15 protein-coding genes and 1 pseudogene are annotated in these 20,688 nt (G+C 30.0%); 9 read left to right on the top strand and 7 right to left on the bottom strand.

Annotated elements, in window-relative coordinates; genetic code table 11:
• Entirely contained in the window at positions 1-840 is an 840-nt protein-coding gene (locus tag AD998_21395) for a hypothetical protein (GenBank protein KOY84366.1), read from the top strand.
• A 40-nt stretch (positions 841-880) separates the two neighbouring features.
• On the opposite strand, the gene AD998_21390 is transcribed toward AD998_21395, so the two are convergent.
• Complete coding sequence (locus AD998_21390; protein ID KOY84365.1) at positions 881-2,956, bottom strand: hypothetical protein; 2,076 nt, start codon at positions 2,954-2,956, stop codon at positions 881-883.
• Positions 2,957-4,157: 1,201 nt separating this feature from the next.
• Between AD998_21390 and AD998_21385 the strand changes: the two genes are divergently transcribed.
• A complete protein-coding gene (locus tag AD998_21385) occupies positions 4,158-4,736 on the top strand; it encodes a hypothetical protein (protein ID KOY84364.1) in 579 nt (192 codons plus the stop codon).
• A 41-nt stretch (positions 4,737-4,777) separates the two neighbouring features.
• Here the strand turns inward: AD998_21385 and AD998_21380 are convergent, their stop codons facing one another.
• The 3 genes from AD998_21380 to AD998_21370 all read right to left on the bottom strand — a co-directional run bounded on the left by AD998_21380 (position 4,778) and on the right by AD998_21370 (position 6,411).
• Positions 4,778-5,266 (bottom strand): hypothetical protein, encoded by a 489-nt coding sequence (locus AD998_21380; protein KOY84363.1) that lies wholly within the window; start codon positions 5,264-5,266, stop codon positions 4,778-4,780.
• Positions 5,267-5,411: 145 nt separating this feature from the next.
• A complete protein-coding gene (locus AD998_21375; GenBank protein ID KOY84362.1) occupies positions 5,412-5,639 on the bottom strand; it encodes a hypothetical protein in 228 nt (75 codons plus the stop codon).
• 193 nt (positions 5,640-5,832) lie between these two features.
• The gene (locus tag AD998_21370; protein ID KOY84361.1) at positions 5,833-6,411 is read right to left on the bottom strand and encodes a hypothetical protein; all 579 of its coding nucleotides are present in this window, start codon (positions 6,409-6,411) and stop codon (positions 5,833-5,835) included.
• A gap of 89 nt (positions 6,412-6,500) precedes the next feature.
• Here AD998_21370 and AD998_21365 point away from each other — a divergent pair, with 89 nt between their 5' ends.
• The 7 genes and pseudogenes from AD998_21365 (at position 6,501) to AD998_21335 (ending at position 16,739) form a co-directional block, all read left to right on the top strand.
• Positions 6,501-6,695 (top strand): hypothetical protein, encoded by a 195-nt coding sequence (locus tag AD998_21365; protein ID KOY84360.1) that lies wholly within the window; start codon positions 6,501-6,503, stop codon positions 6,693-6,695.
• 80 nt (positions 6,696-6,775) lie between these two features.
• Positions 6,776-7,282, top strand: a complete 507-nt coding sequence (locus AD998_21360) for a hypothetical protein (GenBank protein ID KOY84359.1) — start codon at positions 6,776-6,778, stop codon at positions 7,280-7,282.
• A 1,887-nt stretch (positions 7,283-9,169) separates the two neighbouring features.
• Positions 9,170-9,553: pseudogene (locus AD998_21355) on the top strand (hypothetical protein).
• 186 nt (positions 9,554-9,739) lie between these two features.
• Entirely contained in the window at positions 9,740-10,618 is an 879-nt protein-coding gene (locus AD998_21350; GenBank protein ID KOY84358.1) for a hypothetical protein, read from the top strand.
• Between the two features lie 160 nt (positions 10,619-10,778).
• Positions 10,779-13,862, top strand: coding sequence for a restriction endonuclease subunit R (locus AD998_21345; GenBank protein KOY84357.1), 3,084 nt, complete (start codon positions 10,779-10,781; stop codon positions 13,860-13,862).
• Positions 13,856-15,487, top strand: a complete 1,632-nt coding sequence (locus AD998_21340) for an N-6 DNA methylase (GenBank protein ID KOY84356.1) — start codon at positions 13,856-13,858, stop codon at positions 15,485-15,487. The genes AD998_21345 and AD998_21340 overlap by 7 nt, the downstream gene beginning before the upstream one ends.
• The gene (locus tag AD998_21335) at positions 15,480-16,739 is read left to right on the top strand and encodes a hypothetical protein (protein KOY84355.1); all 1,260 of its coding nucleotides are present in this window, start codon (positions 15,480-15,482) and stop codon (positions 16,737-16,739) included. The genes AD998_21340 and AD998_21335 overlap by 8 nt, the downstream gene beginning before the upstream one ends.
• A gap of 1,273 nt (positions 16,740-18,012) precedes the next feature.
• On the opposite strand, the gene AD998_21330 is transcribed toward AD998_21335, so the two are convergent.
• From AD998_21330 to AD998_21320, 3 genes are read right to left on the bottom strand one after another with little or no spacing between them, the layout of a single operon-like run.
• Positions 18,013-19,110 carry a hypothetical protein gene (locus AD998_21330; protein ID KOY84354.1) on the bottom strand — a complete coding sequence of 366 codons (1,098 nt, stop codon included), beginning with the start codon at positions 19,108-19,110 and terminating at the stop codon, positions 18,013-18,015.
• Between the two features lie 3 nt (positions 19,111-19,113).
• Complete coding sequence (locus tag AD998_21325) at positions 19,114-19,437, bottom strand: hypothetical protein (GenBank protein ID KOY84353.1); 324 nt, start codon at positions 19,435-19,437, stop codon at positions 19,114-19,116.
• A complete protein-coding gene (locus AD998_21320; GenBank protein KOY84352.1) occupies positions 19,388-20,137 on the bottom strand; it encodes a hypothetical protein in 750 nt (249 codons plus the stop codon). The genes AD998_21325 and AD998_21320 overlap by 50 nt, the downstream gene beginning before the upstream one ends.
• Positions 20,138-20,688: the final 551 nt, after the last annotated feature.

Genomic DNA, 20,688 nt, shown 5'->3' with positions numbered 1-20,688 from the left:
ATGGAAAAAATAACCTTAAATTTTGAGTATTTTTATGGTATATACAAAGATGGAGTTTCAACAGCCAGAAAAATAGCAAAGAAATTCCCAAATGATGACTCCAAATATGAAAGTGTTTGCGATGTTTATGAAATTCGTTTGCAAAGAACTTGCAAGCAACTACTATTAGAGCAAATCAGTTCAAACCCTGATGAAAAATACTTTGAACAACTTTTTTTAGAAAATATGGAAAAGGAGGAGTTGGTAATGCTGGATATTTTATCTGAATTTTGTTGGGAGTTCAGAGATAAAATATTACCTGAAAATTACTACAAATTCTTTCATAGGTGTTTGGACATATTAGAAAAAAATGGGACAGATATGGTTTTAAACTATATCCCTGCTTATGTGTACGAAAGACTAATTGATGCTTTCTCCCCTTCTAAAATGGTTGCTACACCCATTGAAATGTCAAATGAGATGCTTGTATTATTTAAACGCATTATTAGTTTACCATATAATCAGCGTTGGTTAGATGTGCCTGCTTGTTATTCCATTCATTACAAGACATCAGAGTTGTTAGATAATTCTCAAGAAGTTCTTGATATTTTAGTAAATTTTATCATTACTACACAAGATTGGCAATTCAAAAATCATTTTATAGGTCATATTTTTATGTATTTTTGGGAATATGGTGTGTGTACCGAAAAAGAAATAAAACAACTTTTTGATAATGCAATTGAATTTCTGAAAATAATGGAAGAAGGAGAAAGAAAAACTTATATTACAGGTCGTATCATGTCTAATTTTCAATATAATGGTTTTTGTGATGAGAATTTTAATTGGTTGGGAGAAAAGTAACAAAGTCTAAAGAATATTTAGGCTTTTATTCTTTTCAAGATCACCAATTCACTTTGACAGCCTCTGAAATCATGGATTCAGTTCCATCTTTGTACACAGCCTTGATTCTATAACGATACAAATTTCCTACTTTCAAATCAGCCTCATCTGTGTAAGTTCTTGTGCCTGCACCCACAAAAGATAATTGACTTACATTTGCATCTCCTTTCCCTTTGTAGATGATAAATTTCTCCACCTGAGTATTTTCAGGGTATTTCCAAGAAAGAATCACTTGTTTGTTTTCTGTGTTTTTGGTGGCTGTCAGCTTTTCTATAGGTGCTCTTTCTTTAGAATCCAACTTCCTTGCCTGAACAGGTCTTGAAGGCTTGGATTCCAGTTTGGAATCATCCACTGAGACCAAAGTATAGGAATAGAGTGTCCCCTTCTCTCCAGTTTCATCTGTGAAGGTAGTGGGTTTGTTATCTAATGTGGCAATCACCACCCAATCTTTCTCTCTTTCTTCTTTTCTATAAATCACTTGTTTTTCAAGGTCATTTGCCCCACTCTTCTCCCAAAGTAATTCCACTCCTTTCAAGGTGCTTTTGGCACTGATAAATACAGCAGGATTGGGAGCTATTTTGTCTGGTCTTTTAATTTCCAAAGCTTCTGAAAACTTAGAAGGATTGAAACGAGTATCCACAGCTACAATCTGATAATATACTTTTTTGGTAAGAGTTTGAAGTTGCACAGTATCTGTGAAATAAGTTCTTTGAATGGCTTCTTTGGTGATCTGAGAAAACTCTTCTTTCAAGGAATTGGCTCTATAGACTCTATATCCATATAAGTCAGCTTCATTTCCCTTCTTCCAAGAAATCTTGACTATTCCAAGTGAATCAATTTCACCTTTGAGTCCCAAAGGAGCATTGGGAGCAATACTATCCACTAACTGCACCAAGCTTGGAAAAGAATAAGCATATTCTCCTTTCTTTTTACCCAAAGCCTTGATTCTATAATAATTAGAATTCTTATTTGGAATATCTTTGTATTCTCTCTGAGAAACTGGGAGGGTTTTAGATGAAATGGTTTGATAAACTCCCTCAATTCTTTCAGCTCTTTCCACTTCAAAACCAGCTACTTGAGCAAGTTCTTTTTCAGGAAAGGTAAAACGAAGAATCACTTGTTTGTTATCTGGACTGGAGGATTCAGTGATGGCAGGATTTCCAGAAAGAGGAATATGTCCCTCTCCTATCAAAGTATCAGAAGGCTGGCTCTTCTCTCCAAAAGGAGTAATTCCTCTCACTCTGAAATAATATTTCTTTTCGTTCTGGGCAAGGGAATCAGCTTTGTAAATCATTCCATCACCTACTTTGTCCCCTGGGCTTAAGAAAGGTACATCACTGGTGGGTGTGAAAGTTTTTCCATCTTCTGAACGTTCCACTTCATAAGCTGTGAAAAACTGATTATAAATCGCCTGATTCCATCTTAGAACCACCATTTTATCTCCAAACTCTCCTTCAAGCCTTGTCACTCTTGGAATGGGCTGAAAGTCTTCTAATCCCAGATATACAAAACCAGTATCCACTACGATTTTCTTTTTGGAAGGTGTGGCTGGTGTTGTGGGATAAATCTTATACAAATATCTTTCTCCTTTCTTCACATTTTTGTCTTCTAAGGCAAGGGCAGCACTTTGGGCTGTTTTCCAAGACATATCAGAGGCAAACAAAGCAAAAGAATACCTGTTTTCTTGTTCTTTGGAGGCATTGATTAGATTGACTAAATTACTTTTTTCAGTTTTCAAGACAAAATTCTCCCCATACAAAGCCTGAACAGCAATGGGAGCAAATTTGTCAGATTTGACAATGGCTTCCCAATCATCTAAAGGCAATGGCTTAAAATTGGAAGTCAAAATTTCTCTTTTTCCTTGAACGATTTTATTAGAAGCTGACGTAGTCATCCAAATTTTCTCCACCGTATAGCCCTGTTTGTTTAAAGCAAGCCAAGACTTACTTGAAAGAGGAGCCCAGCGAAGTAAAATAGAAGAAGAAGTGGCTTTGCCAATCACTCTAATGGCAAGAGTATCTACAGCAATGGTATTTTTATTTTGGGCTTGAAGAAGGTTTGTGAAAAACATACTCATCAAGCAAATCACTACTATTCGTAACAGCATAGTTTTCAAAAGAAAATGATGGTACAAAGATATGAAAATTGATTGGAAAAGAGGACTGAATGTAAGTTTTTGAGTGAGAAAGTTGCTTGTAAGAACACTATCCATGTTTCCATGAAACTATGAAGATTCCTATCTCTTATTTTATGCTGTAATGTTGAAATACTTTTCAAGTTTTTTTAGAAAATGTCAAGAAATAAAGTGTTTTTTGGTAGAAATACTTTGAGTTTTTTAAATATAAACTATTGTATAATAATTTTTTATGTTATATAAAAAGTAGAATTATATTTTTATACACTTGTTTGACTATTTTACTGTTTTAACTTTTATTTTTATTATTTTTTGAGTAATTGATTTTTTTGCCTTAATAAAGTTAGATACGATTTAATCATCTTTTTTTGTGTTTTTACTTACCCTAACAAGTAATTCTATTTCAGGTTCAATCATTAAAAACTTCATATTCTGCAATTTTTCAATATCTTATAGAGCTACTTACTTGTTTTGAAATACTTTTGTTTGCTGAGTCTTTATTTTACGTTTTTTCAAGAACTCACTAAATGCTTTGTCTTCTAAATCACTAACAGGTGTATTGATAAAAACAAAGTCTTTCTCATCTATTCTTTTGAAATTAATCATCCTTTGAATTTTTTGTTAAAAAACAAGTTTATCAGTTCTCAGAACGGTTCCTGAGAATTTATTAAAAGAATAAAAAAATGATACCTCACAAAAAAAGATGCTTGGAGAAGTCAGCATCCTTTTCAAATTTTTAACAAGTTCTTACAAGTAACCTGCATCACCATCGAAGATACTAAAATCTAAACATATTTGCAAGCCTTCCATTAAAAAAGACTCCACTAAAAGTAGAGTCTTTTCCAGATTAAACAAAAATTGAACACTATGTTTTCAAAGATAAGTATTTTGGATGACAAATTCTATATCACTATTAAAAAACATCATTATAACCGTTATAAATGTATTTTTAAATATTTATACACAGCATTTCTTTAAAAATATTGGGGCAAAAAATAACAGAAAAAGTGATTTTTATTGAGAAATGCACCACAAAAGTGAATCATAGAACCTTTTGTAATAGAAAAGTTGTTTTGAAGGTAAAATAGTGTATTATAACCGTTATAACTCACTTTTCACTAAAAAATAAATCTAAAAAAATAAGATGTCTGAGCAAAAACAATGTCCAAAGTGTCAAGTTTTCTTTGAAGGAAGAAAGAATAAAATCTATTGTTCTGAAAAATGTAAACTTGATTTCTTTTTTGAACAAAGAAATCAGGGATTTCCTCTCAAAAAAGATTTACAAGAAACTACAGTCATCACAGCCTTGAAATTGGAACAACAAATTCAACAAGAGAAACAAGCTCATGAAGAAAAAATGAAACTTTTGGAAATAGAGCTGAAAAAATTAACTGTAGAACAAACTCCTAAAACATTGCCAAAGCATCTACAAACCCATTTTAACAAAATTCTTCAATCTCTTTTAAAAGAAAGTAATCAAAAACTTCCCAAAAAGTTTTTTCAAGAAAAGATAGCAGATATGGAGCAATGGATAGAGGATTTGATAGAGGTAGAAAAGAACGAACTGAAAATTAAATATCCTGAATATGAAATGATTACATACTTTCTTCAAAATTTTGAAAATATTTTAGGAAGACTTTCAAAGATACCTCAACGAACTTTTTTGTATGAATTAGAGGGAGAAACCCTTCAGAAATCTAAAGAGCTTCTCCATAAAAATTAAAAACACTTTTTTATAAGAATTCTACCATTATACTAGTATAATTATTTGTCTTTCAACATATATAAAAATGGATCACTAGGTTTTTCTACCTTTTTCCCCAACGTTTCAAAGGCTTTTTGGTATTTATCAAGAGATTGTAAGCTTAGAGGCAGTTCTTTTTTAAAGGTATTCCATAATTCTAATGCTTTGTCATTAGAAAATATTCTTTCCTTTGCTTCTACTTTTTCAAGTACTTCATTCAAAGCCTTGAAGTGTTCTTCTTTCTGTTTCTTTAAGAAGGTCTCTACCATTTCTCTACTTCTTGCAATCACCCCTTCCTGTATTTCTTCCTTGAAACCTTCAAGCTCATTCATCTGTTTTTTCTGATTGATAGGGCTTTGTTTAGTGTGTTTAAAATAGGCAATCATAGCCTCCATTACTTCTCCCACCTTCAAACCAAAGCTTTTAGCAATGGCATCTAAATCAGATTTGGACTCTTTGATGATTTTAACATTGCTATATTCCTTCTTTCTACCTTTTTCTTGTTTCATGATATTCTATTTCAGTATTTTACAAAAATCAATATTACTATTATTCTACTAAAATTTAGACAATTTTATCCACTTTTCCAAAGAATTGCTCACAAAAAAGAGAGGATTTTTAAGCTTATTTTGTAAAATATTGATAATTAGATATTTAATTATTTTTCGATTTTTCATGAACTTGAGCTTTCTCTAAAAAAAGTGTGAAAAAATCACTTCCCTTTTGTGCTTTTTTTAGTTGTGCAAAATAAATGTAAAAAATGAATGTTGATAGGGTGTAAATCATTGAAATTATTAAATAGAGTGGTGTTTGTACTATATAGTGTGTGATATATACACTCAAAAATTCACAAAAAACAGCTGTTTTTTTGGGTGATTTCACTGATATTTGTACATTAGATGTCTAAAAGTTTTCCATTATTTTCTAAAAAAATCTTTGGATATGAAGCCTAAAAAAATACAAATAGGAGCCAAAATTGGGTAACCTTAAACAGCGTAGGGGAAAAGTTACATGAAAACGAGTTAAATAGCGTATATATAAGTAGTTAAATACAACAAAAAAAACTTTTATCATTTTAAAGAATCGTATCATTAAACTGCTTGAGAATTTTGTAAACAGTAGCCGTAGAAGGGATTTTAAAAGCCTTCATAATATCTCTGATGCTTCTTTGTTCTTTATAAGCACTTGCCACCATAGGAGCAATTTCCTGATAGCGAACAGATAAGCCTTTGGGTCTTCCCCCCATTCTTCCTCTGGCACGAGCAGCCTCTTGCCCAGCTTTGGTTCTACGAATCAGCCTTTTTCTTTCATGTTCAGCCAAAAGAGCAAAGAGTTTGAAAACAAATTCTCCAGTTTCAGTAGTGGTGTCAATGAGCGATTGTGAGAGACTTTTGAACAAAATACCTTTTTGATTGAGTTCATCTACAAACATCACCAGTTCAAGAGTAGTTCTACCCAAACGGTCAATATCCCACACCACTAATTCATCCCCTTCTCTCAAGGTTTCTTTGAGCTTTTCAAATTCAGGTCTGAGTTTAGAAGCACCAGAAACTTTTTCCTGAAAGATTCTTTGGCAACCATATTTTTGAAGAGCATCCATTTGAAGTTCTTCATTTTGTTCTTCTTTAGAAACTCTTACATATCCTATTTTCATACTAATATTTTATAAAACTTGTGATAAATTTAGTAAAATAAAATTTGTTTTTGCAAACGGCAATATAAAATATTGATACATTGTTTGGGATGGATGGAGTAATATATTTTCAGGATAGGAAGTATTTCAAAAAAATGAACAATTTTCTGAAATCAACATACTACAAATCGCATGTTGGCAAAATTGTAAAAAAGATTGCTCTATGTTCGCTTTTTTGTAACTTCACCAAGCTACAAAACTATTGGGATAAAATGCCTATACCATTCTGTTATATAAATCTATGACCAACCAGCAACTTGAAGACTAACAACGAAAAATGGACTACATAAAAAACAATTACAACATCATATCAACGGCACTTTTTGTGTTGGCAATTGTGGTTGCTCATATATTTTCAACCAATCATTACGACTGGACAAAAAACACGATTAGCGACTTGGGTTCACAAGGCTATAACAGAAAACTAATTATGCAGTTGGGTTTTTTAGCTTTTGGTTTGACACTATTGGTAGGTATTTTACTCAATGGATTCACTTGGCGAACAACTCCCATCTTGATTTATGGTTTATGTGTTGGCTTGACAGGTGTTTTTTGCACAAAGCCATTTTTCAGCTTTGACAATTATTCTGCATTACAAGCAACAATTCACTCAGCATTGGCTCAAATTGCAGGTGCGACTTTTACACTTGGTATTTTGGTACAACTATTTTATTCAATTGACAAAAGCGAAAAAGCGATACATTTTACTTTTTTCATTTTGGTGGTTGGACTTTCTGCATCATTTGGGCTTGTGAAAAATTACCAAGGCATCACCCAAAGACTTTTGTATCTCACAAGTTTTATTTGGCTCATCAAATTCTATAAACCTTAAGAGCCCATGAAAACAATTCTTATAACAGATGTCTTGTCCTGAAATAAGTTTACTGATAAAAAATCTTAGGAAGCAATAGTATGCCCGTTTATGTCCAGATTTGGCAGTTTATGTCAGTTTGTGTCCTTTTTTGTCCAGATAAATCCGTTTTATCATGTAATTCATGTCCGTTTATGTCCAGATAAGTCAGGATTTGTCCGTTTGCTCTCTATTTTAACTACTCATTTTTCTAAATTTGAAGTAATTCTTTAAAAAAAGGCTCTATCATATGTAAAAATAATTCATGTATTACTTCTCATTTACCAAAAAACTCACTCATTTCTTCTTAAAAATTCATGTGTTGTGCTCTCACACTTAGTCCTCTTACCTCAAAATCTATCCATTTCTTTCAAAAAAAATCCTGATTTTTATAAAAATTAGTTGAAAAGTTCTCTCTTAGAAACGCAAAATTTTTATTTATCAGGAAACAAGTAGAAATATTAAGAAATAACTAGAAATAGTCGTAGATGATAAGTGGAAAAATCAGGAAGTAACATACAAACACGTTGAAATAACTATGAAATATTTTGAAATAAATGGAAGCATCAAGAAATAACAAGCAAAACAAGTAATAGCTATTGTGTTATTCATTTTTTTTCTACATACACACTTTTTGATACAGTGCCATACCAAAATGCAAGTTACAACTTGGACACTTCAACATCAAATCAGGTTTGCGATTCGTTGGGTTTCTTTGAGATACGTTGCTTTTCGTTGCAATACTTTGCGATAAGTTGCGATTCTCCTCAAACCTGCTTTACGATTTGTTGCTTTTCTTTGCGATTCCTCCAAAAATAACCTTCAAATTACTGTACCTTGCCTCCATTTTCTGTGATTTTTCCCAAACCTGCTTTGCGATTCGTTGCAATACTTTGCTTTTCTTTAGAGATAGCAATTTTATAGAGAGATGATTTTATTCCAAATTCTAATCATGTCCTCCAATCTTGGACACTTCAACATCAAATCATTGCCAAAAAACAGCCATACAATTAGATGTTACAACATTTAATTTTTGAAATTTATACGTTTTTTACATAAAACTTACATACTGTTTATCATATCATAACCCTCTTATTTTTATTTAATCAAGTAAAACACTTTCTTTTTTATTCAAAAAAATTATTTCATTACACCACCTCAAAATCAGGGAATCCCTGATGCGTAGAAGTTTTTTATTGCTTAGATTAGAAACGGAAAAAGTATAGTCTATACTAAATATTTAATTGATTGTAATAAAATAGCAATTTTATGATTTTTGATATAAATAAACACAGTTCTGAAATAAAGAGAAGAAAAGGTGTACGACTTTCATCAATTGGTTGGAAAGAAGAAAATTTTCAAAAAATGATGTACGAAAATCTTGATTTTTTACTCCCTGAAGATGAATTACTACTAATAATGCAATCAAGAAAATGGCAAGAAGAACCTGATTTAATGGCTATTGACAAAAATGGAAACCTTTATATTTTTGAACTCAAAGCTTGGGAATCGCATGAAAGTAATTTATTGCAAGTTCTGAGGTATGGACAAATATTTGGGCAAAATTCCTATGATGAGTTAAATGAACTTTATTTAAAATTTTTCCCAAATAGTAATAATCTTTTAAGTTCATTAAATGAGAAATTTAATACTCAACTGAATAAAGAAGATATAAATAAAAAACAAAAATTCATTTTAATAACAAATGGTCTTGATTTTAAAACACGAGCAGCAATCAAATATTGGTCTGAACAAGGAGTAAATATTTCCAGTTGGATATATAAAGTTTATCAAGTTGGAGACCAGATATTGCTTGACTTTGAAACTTATAGACAAATCCCAAATCCTTATGAAGACATCAATGAAGGATATTTTATTCTAAACACTAATATACAAGGAGGTGAGGAAGATGAAATTGATATGCTCACTAACCAAAAAGCTGCTGCTTATTTTGAGCCGTGGAAGCATAAAATAGAACAGATAAATAAGGGTGATAGAGTATTTCTTTATAGGTCTGGAGTTGGTATAATTGCAAAGGGAATTGGTTCAGGAATCATTAACAGAAGTTCTTATCGTGGACAAGAAGAGTGGTCTAATGAAGAATATTCAACAAAGCTAATAAACTTCAAGAAGTTATTAAAACCAATAAAAGCTTCCGAAATAAAGAAAATATCAGGTGTTAATTATGTGTTTATGCAAACAATGTTCTCTATTGATAAAGATACAGGTGAGAAACTATGGAAAATAGATTAAAAATCTTTATATGACTCTCTTCAAGTTTGGAAATTATAGGACAATTAAAATAATTACAAACGTTTATCTCTTTAGAATAACCTAAAAATTGGCTATTGGCAATCAAAACAATCAATGTAATTATTTACATAGAGTTAAATTAATAGTGTTTATTTCATAATACAAAGTAATAGTATTTTTGTTGATATGACTTTAGTAAGCAGATTAGTTTTCACATTCAAAAAGAATACACAAGAAACATTATCCGAATCTATAAAAGCACAAGATATTTCTATTATAATTCCTGTGAAGGATAATCAAAAAGGCATTGATAACTTTCTTGAGTCTTTTTTTCGTACCCATTTAGAGAATAAATTTCCAAAAGAAATTATCATTGTTTGCAATAACTCCAAAATAAAAACTGAAGTCAGAAAAAAGTTCTTGGAGAAGTTTGTTAATATAAAAATTGTTGATTGTAAGAAAATAGGACCTGCAAGTGCCCGAAATATTGGTGTGAAATATGCCACAGGAAAATGGATTTTATTTGTAGATAGTGATTGTATATCTACTGAAACATTAATTTCAGGTTATGAAACAGATGAAGCAAATGCTATAGCATACGCAGGCAATGTGAAATCTTTAACACACAATTGGCTTTCAAAATACTATGAAACACAAGAGATTTTAATTCCACTAAAAATAATAGATGATGATGAATTTGTTCCACAATATCTAATCACAGCAAATTGTCTTATTTGGAAAAAAGCTTTTGATGAAATAGGTGGTTTCAATGAAACCATTACTATTGCTGGAGGTGAAGATATTGATTTAGGATTAAGGCTTTCTCAAATAGGCAATCTTAAATATGCCTTTAACTCTATTGCATTACATGATTTTGATGATGGTCTCATTGGTTTTTGGAAAAGATTCAAAAGATATGGAAAAGGAAATAAAATAATTGAAAATCTTTATAAAACAGATATGAAACCTTCCTTATTCAGACCAAACAAACGAAGTTTTATAAATGAAATACTTGCTAAGTTACAATGGTTGGCATTAAAAATCGGCTACCACTCTAAACTATGAAAAAATTTGATTTGATTTTTTCTACAATGAACTCTATCCCTCAAATTATTAGATTCAATTTGTTTTAAACAGAAAAGCTAAATTTTATATAAATTTAAACACTCAAACTCAATAATTTTACGGACTCATATAGTTATTTTAAAAATAAAAATACTTAGCTATGGCTTTTAATGAAAATACAAGAGTAAAAATACCTGCTATTTTACATTTATGTAGATTAAACTATGAATACCTATCACTTTCAAATACTCAATGGGATATTGAGACTAACATTTTTACTGATATTTTTAATGAGGCTATCAAAAATATCAATCCAGATATAGAAGATGCTGAAGTCAAACGGATTTATACAAATGTATCTTTAGCTTTGGATAATGAAGATTTAGGAGAAGCATTTTTTAATATGTTAAACCCAACATCAGGTGTAAAACTCATAGATTATGACAATATGGATAACAATTCTTTTCATGTTGTTACAGAACTTACATATAAAAATGGAAACGATGAGTTTAGACCAGATATAACTCTTCTTATCAATGGTATGCCTTTAGTATTTATTGAAGTTAAAAAACCTAATAATCATGATGGTATTCTTGCAGAAAGAGAGCGTATAGATGCTCGCTTTAAAAATAAAAAATTTCGTAAATTTATCAATATATCACAAATACTCGTGTTTTCTAATAATATGGAGTATGATACAGACTCCATAGAGCCTATACAAGGAGCTTTTTATTCTTCTACCTCTTATTCTAATGCCAATTTTAATTGTTTCAGAGAAGAAGAAACTCTTGATTTGTCAAAACTTCTTAAACTTGAAAATAACGAACTTGAAAATTTTATTTTGAAGGATAATAATTTAGTTGCTATTAAAAGTAGTCCTGAGTTTATCACCAACAAATCCCCTAATACACCTACCAATAGTATTATTACGTCTTTATTTAGTAGAGAAAGATTGAAATTTTTATTAAAATATGGAATTGCCTATGTGCGAGAAAGTCATGGTTTAGAAAAGCATATCATGCGTTATCCTCAAATTTTTGCAACAAAAGCAATAGAAAAAACATTAGACAAAGAAATAAAGAAAGGTATTATTTGGCATACTCAAGGAAGTGGAAAAACAGCCTTATCCTTTTATAATGTACATTTCTTAACAGATTATTTTCAGAAAAAAGGTATTGTTCCAAAGTTCTATTTTATCGTAGATAGAATAGATTTGATGAATCAAGCATCAAAAGAATTTAAAAGTCGTGGATTAGTTGTCCATACTGTACATTCTAAAGAAGAACTTTTGAATGACTTTAAGCAAAAACAAGCTATTCATAATTTTTCAGGTCAAAAAGAGATTACCGTTGTCAATATTCAAAAGTTTCAAGATGATACTGATTCACTTAAAAGCCAAGATTATGATATTAACATTCAAAGAATCTATTTTTTAGATGAGGTTCATCGTAGTTATAATCCAAAAGGTAGTTTTTTAGCTAATTTACAAAATTCAGATAAAAATGCCATTTTATTTGGTTTAACAGGAACACCACTCATACAACAAGATAAAAGTTCAAAAGCTATTTTTGGAGATTATATACACAAATATTATTACAATGCTTCTGTTGCAGATGGATATACATTAAGACTTCTGAGAGAAGATATACAAACCAACTATCAAATTATATTAAAAGATATTCTTGAGCAAATAGAGGTGCTTAAAGGTGATATAGATAGACACAATGTTTATGCACATCCTCGTTTTGTTGAACCTATGTTAGAGTATATTGTTGATGATTTTATTAAAAGCCGTATTCGTTTAGATGAGCATACTATTGGGGCTATGGTAGTTTGTGATAGTTCAGAACAAGCTAAAAAACTATTTCAGATTTTTGTTCAAAAGTATAATCCATCACAAAAAGTATTAGAACCTCAAGAACCTTATCTGATAGCACGTCCTATCACTCAAGAATATACCAACTATACCCAAAAACAAGAAAAAAATCTTACAGCCTCTCTTATATTACATAATGCAGGTAATAAAGATGAACTAAAACTGGAAGTAGAAGACTTTAAAGATGGTAAAATAGATTTCTTGTTTGTTTTTAATATGCTTTTAACTGGTTTTGATGCCAAACGATTAAAAAAGCTATACATAGGGCGTTTAGTAAAAGACCATAACTTACTACAAACTCTTACAAGAGTAAACAGACCTTATAAAAAACTTAGGTATGGTTATGTAGTTGATTTTGCTGATATAAGCAAAGAGTTTGATAAAACAAACAAGGCTTATTTTGATGAGCTTCAATTGGAATTGGGTGATGAAATGCAGCATTATTCAAGCTTATTCAAATCTGTAGAAGAAATAGAAAATGAGATTGAAGATATAAAAGAGGCTCTTTGGCATTATGATACACAAAATGCCGAGATTTTTTCACAGCAAATTGGAGAAATAGAAGACCGAAAAATTATATTAGACATCAAAAAAGCCCTTGAAAATGCTAAAAACCTATATAATATAATTCGCTCTCATGGATATTATGAAATTCTTGATAAAATAGATTTTCAGAAACTACATATTTTATATGGTGAAACTACAAGACATTTAGAGCTACTCAATCTCAAAGATTCTTTAGAAAAAAATGCAGAGATTACCAATTTACTAAACGCTGCTTTAGAGAATGTAATATTTATGTTCCGTAAAATGTCAGAAGAGGAACTCATTATTGCAGACCAACTCAAAGATAGTCTTAGACAAGCTCGTGAAGCTTTAAGTTATAATTTTGACCAAAACGACCCAGAATTTATTAGTCTTTATGAAGAATTAAAACGTTTGTTTACCAAGAAAAATTTAGATGAAATTAACCAAGAAGAAATGAAAGACAATATAGTTCTCCTACAAAAAATTTATACTCAAATAACAGACCTAAATCGTAGAAATAACTTATTGAAAGCAAAATATAATCATGATGCTAAATATGCTCGATTACATAAACGCATTTTAGAAAAAGGTACTATTTCAAAGAGAGAAAGCCAAATACATGACGCACTCATAAAGATAAAGGCTGACTCTGATAAAAAAGTCTTAATGAATATGCGAATGTTGGAAAATGAAAGCTATTTTAGCCAACTTTTAATAAATATGGTCATTGAAAACTTTAGCAATCATAAAATTAAACTTGATACACAATCTGCAAAATTTATCAATAGTCATCTGGCAAAAGAATATATAAACGAATATTACGGAAAGCAATCATGGTAACATTAGATTTTACAGCAAAAACAAAAGAATTAATTGACAATTTAAAAAGCATTTGTACTTCTTCTGGGTTAGGAAATGATGGAAATGAGTTTAAAATAATCACCCAGTCTTTTTTATACAAATTTATGAATGATAAGTTTGTATATGAAACCAAAAAAGAAGACCAAAAATTGGAAACAGCCGAAAGTTGGGAAAAAACCATTCATACCTATTCAGAAGAAGAATATGAACTCCTCTTATTAAAAATGAACCCCAATAGTGCCAAACTAAAAAAAGAGCACTATATACCCTATCTGTTTGAAAGGCAAAACATGAATGAATTTGCAAAATTCTTTGATGATACGCTCAGAGATATTGCTATTTTTAACAATGATATTTTTTCTGTAAAAACAGATTCAGGTTCAAAAATCATATTGTTTGATGAGTTAAGCAACTTTATTACTGATAGCTCTAAAAGAGATAATTTCTGCCGAGCTATTATCAATGCTCTTGTAAATTTTAGTTTTGAAAGTATATTCAATCAGAAATTTGACTTCTTTTCTACTATTTTTGAATACCTCATCAAAGATTATAACAAAGATGGTGGCGGAAAATATGCAGAATATTACACACCTCATGCAGTAGCTAAAATTATGGCTGCTGTTTTGGTAGATGAGCCTGTAAATAATGCTACTTGTTACGACCCCTCAGCAGGTTCTGGAACACTTTTAATGAATTTAGCTCATGCCATTGGTGATGATAAATGTACCATTTACTCTCAGGATATTTCTCAAAAATCTTCGGGAATGTTACGCCTTAACCTGATTCTTAATAATCTTGTTCACTCTATCCAAAATATTATACAAGGCAATACTTTACTTGCACCTCACCACAAAGAGCCAAATAGTAATATTCTTATGAAATTTGACTATATAGTTTCTAATCCACCTTTTAAACTGGATTTTAGCGATTATGTAGCTGATTTAGATACAAAAGAAAACAATGAACGTTTTTTTGCAGGTTTCCCCAATGTACCCCAAAAAGACAAAGATAAAATGGCAATTTATACGCTTTTTATCCAACATATTATGTTTTCGCTCTCCGAAAAAGGAAGAGCTGCCATTGTTGTACCTACGGGTTTTATTACAGCTCAAAGTGGTATTGAAAAGAAAATACGTGAGAGGTTGGTAGAACACAAAATGTTGAGAGGTGTAATTAGTATGCCCAGCAATATTTTTGCTACCACAGGCACAAACGTATCTATTTTATTTTTAGATAAAGCCAACACCAAAGGCGATATTGTACTGATGGATGCCTCTAAATTGGGTACTACTATAAAAGATGGTAAAAACCAAAAAACAGTACTTACAGAAGAAGAAGAAAAAAAAATTATTGAGACTTTTAACAAACACCAAGCCATAGACGATTTTAGTGTGGTGCTTTCTTATGAGCAGATTAAAGAGAAAAATTACAGCTTTAGTGCAGGGCAATATTTTGATGTAAAAATTGAGTATATGGACATTACTCATCAAGAATTTGAAGAAAAAATGAATGATTTTAAACAAAACTTGGATACTCTTTTTGCTGAATCTAAAACACTTGAAGAAGAAATAAAAAAGCAGTTAGGAGGACTGATTTATGAATAGTCAGTTGGTATTATCAGAAGTAGCTTTTTACTCTGAAACTCGAATCAATGGAACAAAAGTTTCAAGAGAATCTTTTGTAACTACTGATAGTATGTTGCAAAACAAAGGTGGTATTTCAAATACTACTGTTCTTCCCAAAGGAAATTTAATTGCATTTTCTCAAGGAGATATACTAATTGGCAACATACGTCCTTATTTAAAAAAAATATGGTATGCAAAAAATAGTGGTGGTTGTTCTCCAGATGTTTTAGTTTTAAAATCAAAGCCAGACATTGATTCAAAATTTCTATACTACTCTTTATTTAGAGATGATTTCTTTAGTCATATGATGAAAGGGGCTAAAGGAACGAAAATGCCTCGTGGTGATAAAAATCAAATTTTAAGATTTCACATTCCTCAAATTCATATATCTACACAACAAAAAATAGCATCTGTTCTTTCTACTTTAGATGCTAAAATCGAATTAAATAACGAAATCAATAAAGAGTTGGAGGCAATGGCAAAAACGCTGTATGATTATTGGTTTGTTCAATTCGATTTCCCTGATGAGAATGGAAAGCCCTATAAAAGTAGTGGTGGCAAAATGGTATGGAGTGAAGAACTAAAAAGAGAAATTCCTGAAAGGTGGGAAGTTGAAAAATTAGGAGATTTAATTACCATAGATAAAAGTGGTGATTGGGGGAAAGATAAAATAGAAGGAAATTTTACAAAAAAAGTAGTTTGTTTTAGAGGAGCAGATATTAATGGATTAAATGGGCTAAATGAATTAAATCCTCCAACAAGATATATTTTAGAGAAAAATTCATTTAAAATATTACAATCTCATGATTTAATTATTGAAATTTCAGGAGGTAGCCCTACCCAATCCACAGGGCGACTTGGGTTTATTACAAATGCAACTATGAGAAGATTTCAATATCCTTTAATTTGCTCAAACTTTTGCAAACCAATATCTTTAAAGAACAAAAAATTACTTTATAACTTTGTTTACTATTGGAATAAACTTTATGATAATGGCGTTTTTTTTGGTTATGAAGGTAAAACAAGTGGTATTAAAAATTTACTGTTAGATTCACTTGCTGATTCTTATTATATGGCTCTACCAGAAGAAAAAATTGTAAATAAGTTTTATGATTTTATAGATTCCATACAAGAAAAAAAACAAACTATTTTATTAGAAAATCAAAAACTCACAGAATTGAGAGATTGGCTATTGCCTATGCTCATGAATGGGCAGGTAAAAATAAATTAAGGTTTAGTTTTATTAAACCTTAATTTATAAAATGATTAAATGTTTTTTTGTTATATTTAACTATCTAATAATCATCTTTTTATATCAATTCTATGTAACTTTACCCCAAAATGTTTAATGGTACTAAGTTGATTTTTTAATATCAATTAACACATAATCAAGAATTTATATACCATACATGAAGTATTTTTCTTTGAATTTCAAGAAAAATTTATACTAAGTTTTATAAAAAATCCTCGATTTATATTTGAAAATACAAGAATATCATATATATTTGTTTTACCCTTTGAAGCGGAAACAAGCTCTGCTGAGGAGCAACTTGTCAGGAATAAAAGGGTCTGGAAGCATATCTCACAATATTTGATTCTAAAGGATTATTTCTTTGGAATTTTTTATTCTTGCCACACTTTGAATTTCAAAGTGTGGCAAGAATAAAATTTTAAACATCTCCTTTATGAGAAATGCTTTTTGTTATGCCTCTAAAAACCTGATAATAAAAATCCTTATTCTGAGGTGTTACTAACTTACCACCCTATTATATAATATTTAATTTTTATTTTATATAAGGGTGGTGAGTTAGTAACAGGTGCATATTCAAAAATCTATGTTTATTCGCTTTAAAAGACTATTTTTATTTCTTTGATGAAAATTTAGGGTGGTGAGTTAGTAACACCTAAAATAATTAAAAAACATTGTTTACAGCGACTCTATGTGGTTTTCTTAAAAAGTGTCAAAATTTAGGGTGGTGAGTTAGTAACAGGTGGTGAGTTAGTAACAGGTAGGGTGGTGAGTTAGTAACACCTTTATTTTTGATATAAAAATTTTATAATCAACAATTTATGATATTTTTTTAAAATTTAAGGTGGTGAGTTAGTAACATGGTGGTAAGTTAGTAACAGGTAAGGTGGTGAGTTAGTAACACCTTTGTTTTAAATATAAATTTTTAGTTTTCAAGTATTTATGTTATTTCTAAAATCATGGTGGTGAGTTAGTAACACCTTGATTTTTTAAGTTTCTAATTTAAGGCTCTTTCTTTCAATCTGTGAAAAATATCAGCTAAAAAACTGTTTTAAGCTATTTAAAGCAATTTATATAATTAGGGTGGTGAGTTAGTAACACCTTGATTTTTTAATATAAGTAGTTAATAATTAATTATTTATGATATTTTATAAATTAGGGTGGTAAGTTAGTAACACCTTATTGTTAGATGTAAGTATTTGTTTTTTAATTATTTATGATGTTTTTAAATTTAGGGTGGTGAGTTAGTAACACCTTATTTTTCTATATCAGGAATTTCATATTGGCGAGTATCCAAAAATTTCTGTACCTCCAATGAATCCGCTTCTACTGTTCTACCAAAAATTTCATATTGAACTTTCACATACGCCCACGCCTTTTCATATCTGTTCTTTTTACTGTCATTAAACCAGTCTTTAAAAGTAGTAAATTGTAGTAAATCTGGATGAAGTTCATTATAGAGTTTCACCAATACTTTTAAGAGAGCTGTATCAAATGCTTCTGTCATTTCAACTGCTCTTTGTAGTTTAGTTTTTTGTTCATTCATTTGAAATTTGAAAACTGGCTGATAAAAATATCTCCCATTTTGATTCCAAGATAATTCAATATTAATTTTAGTTTCTTGGTTTACTTTTTCCAAAGCTTTTATCAAATACTTCTTTTTCTGCTTGTTTTCTTGGTTCTTAATTTCAGCCAAATTGCACAACAAATCGAAGTTTACAGTTGCTCTGTCTTCATTCTTATAAAGAATATTATCTTTCAAATTGGTTAAAAATAAATATAAGTTTTGTAAGCCCGACTTTCGTAAATTATTGAAGGCTTCCAAATTGATATTGGTGAAATAACGAGATAGATTATTTAAAAATTTATTAGACGCTTTAAACTTATAATATCTCTTTTTATTTTTTGCATCTAAAACAACTTGAATACTTTCTAAAATAAGTATAGAATCTATACCATGTACTATTTTGCCTTCAAAGGTTTTACCAGAATAGGATAGTTTTAAAGGCTCTGTACTTAGCCTATATAAAACGTTCTCCAACTCACTATCCCAGATATATTCTCCAGAGTTTTTAAGCTGTTCTACCTGCTCTTCTGACATTCCTTGAAGTTGTGCTGGATTGGAGTGATTTCTGAATAAATAAGCCCTACTTTTGTAATTCATAACCTTACAAAAATCATAGGGGTCTATCGTTCCATACTCCAGAATATGGTTTTGATAACTGTAACAAATATAAAGAACTATACTTTTAAGTAAATTCTCGTCTTTTTCATATATCTTGAAATCATAAGCATTATGAGCAATATTTTTATCAAGACGAACTGATGGAACTTGAGAAGAGTCATTTTTCATAGTTTATGGAATAGGTTCGTAAGATTTTTTTTCAAAGTATTCTTTAAGTATTTTTTCAATGGCTTCGCCTTTATTCATTCTATCCCAATAAGCCATTCTATCTATTTGTTCTATAATATCCATGCTTAAATAGTATGTACTATTCTTTTTCTTATTTTTGGAAGTATCACCTTTATTTTCAAAACTTTTAGTTTCTGTTTTGAATGTACCTTCTCCAAATGTTGGTAAAGTATATAAATCAGGGATTTCTTTTTTGTTTTTCATAAACATTTGTATTTTATGAGTTGATAATTTCTTTACATAATTCCAAATAATCATCTGCACCATTAGAATCTGGTGCATAATCAAAAATGTCTTTTGCAGCCATAGGCGATTCAGAGAGTGCTATATTTTGTCTTATATAAGATTCAAATACTTTGTTACCACTATTTTTAATATTGGAAGCAACTTGTTTGTGTACTGCTGTTCGTGTATTTTCGTTATATTTAGTCAGCAATATTCCCATTAACTTAATATCTGGGTTAATCATATCTTTTACATTTTGGGCAAAAGAAAAGAGGGTTTGTATTCCTTTGAAGGAAAAAAATTCTGTATGAATAGGTACAATAAAATCTGTGGCAGCACAAAGAGCATTAGCTGTAAGTTTTCCTAAATTGGGTCCACAATCTATAATTACATAATCATATTTATCTTTGACAGTGTTTAATGCTCTTTTTAAGAAAAGTTCACTGAGAGTTTCTTCTACTAATTTCTTTTCTAAGGCTATCATACTGTGAGAAGATGGCAAAACATCTACTTTACCCACTTTATGTACTGCTTCATCAAAAGATAATTCTTTCAATAAAACCCTGCCTATATGATTTTGTGTTTTTTCACTGATACCATAACTAATAGTAAGATTAGCTTGAGCATCCATATCTATCGTAAGAACTTTCTTACCAAGTTTAGCAAGCCCTCCTGCTATATTTAAACAACTGGTTGTCTTTCCTACACCACCTTTATTATTGGTTACTGCAATTACTTTCATAATAATTTATTAGCTTTATTAATTTTATTCAAATTTAATAAGTTATTTTAATTATTCAAAGTATTAGTTTTATTAATTTTTAATATTTTATTATTAGTTAATAATTTATTCAATACTAATAAATTATTAATATTAAATGGATATTTTCTGTTTTTTGACTGATACGCTGTCTTTTTTAGGACATAGATATACCTGTAAAAAGAGTTTTTATAAGTCAAACTAAAATAATAAATATCTCATAATCATAAACTTACATCCTAAAAGGGAGTTTTTCTAAATCAAAAGTCTGACGGATAATTTCTGTTTTTTCGCTGATAATATGTTTTTTTTGGATGCTCATAGACTTATAAAAGGTAGTTTTTATAGCGTTAAAAGAGTTTTTATAAGCTTGATTAAGGAAATTTAACTATCTAAAAGGGAGGGCGGTCTAAGCCAAAGTTTTGACGGATAATTTCTGTTTTTTTGACTGATAAAATGTCTTTTTTGATGTTAAAAAGAGTTTTTATAAGCTTGATTAAGGAAATTTAACTATCTAAAAGGGAGGGCGGTCT

Source organism: bacterium 336/3 (genome assembly GCA_001281695.1).
Classification (GTDB): domain Bacteria; phylum Bacteroidota; class Bacteroidia; order Cytophagales; family Thermonemataceae; genus Raineya.
This window is presented reverse-complemented; position numbering and strand designations above follow the sequence as displayed.

Bases quoted from the DNA above. Each gene is read 5' to 3' on its own strand.
- AD998_21390 (KOY84365.1), bottom strand. From the start codon at position 2,956: ATGAGTATGTTTTTCACAAACCTTCTTCAAGCCCAAAATAAAAATACC.
- AD998_21320 (KOY84352.1), bottom strand. From the start codon at position 20,137: ATGAAAGTAATTGCAGTAACCAATAATAAAGGTGGTGTAGGAAAGACA.
- AD998_21395 (KOY84366.1), top strand. From the start codon at position 1: ATGGAAAAAATAACCTTAAATTTTGAGTATTTTTATGGTATATACAAA.
- AD998_21340 (KOY84356.1), top strand. From the start codon at position 13,856: ATGGTAACATTAGATTTTACAGCAAAAACAAAAGAATTAATTGACAAT.
- AD998_21335 (KOY84355.1), top strand. From the start codon at position 15,480: ATGAATAGTCAGTTGGTATTATCAGAAGTAGCTTTTTACTCTGAAACT.
- AD998_21385 (KOY84364.1), top strand. From the start codon at position 4,158: ATGTCTGAGCAAAAACAATGTCCAAAGTGTCAAGTTTTCTTTGAAGGA.
- AD998_21365 (KOY84360.1), top strand. From the start codon at position 6,501: ATGGATGGAGTAATATATTTTCAGGATAGGAAGTATTTCAAAAAAATG.
- AD998_21325 (KOY84353.1), bottom strand. From the start codon at position 19,437: ATGGTGCAGATGATTATTTGGAATTATGTAAAGAAATTATCAACTCAT.
- AD998_21345 (KOY84357.1), top strand. From the start codon at position 10,779: ATGGCTTTTAATGAAAATACAAGAGTAAAAATACCTGCTATTTTACAT.
- AD998_21350 (KOY84358.1), top strand. From the start codon at position 9,740: ATGACTTTAGTAAGCAGATTAGTTTTCACATTCAAAAAGAATACACAA.
- AD998_21380 (KOY84363.1), bottom strand. From the start codon at position 5,266: ATGAAACAAGAAAAAGGTAGAAAGAAGGAATATAGCAATGTTAAAATC.
- AD998_21330 (KOY84354.1), bottom strand. From the start codon at position 19,110: ATGAAAAATGACTCTTCTCAAGTTCCATCAGTTCGTCTTGATAAAAAT.
- AD998_21370 (KOY84361.1), bottom strand. From the start codon at position 6,411: ATGAAAATAGGATATGTAAGAGTTTCTAAAGAAGAACAAAATGAAGAA.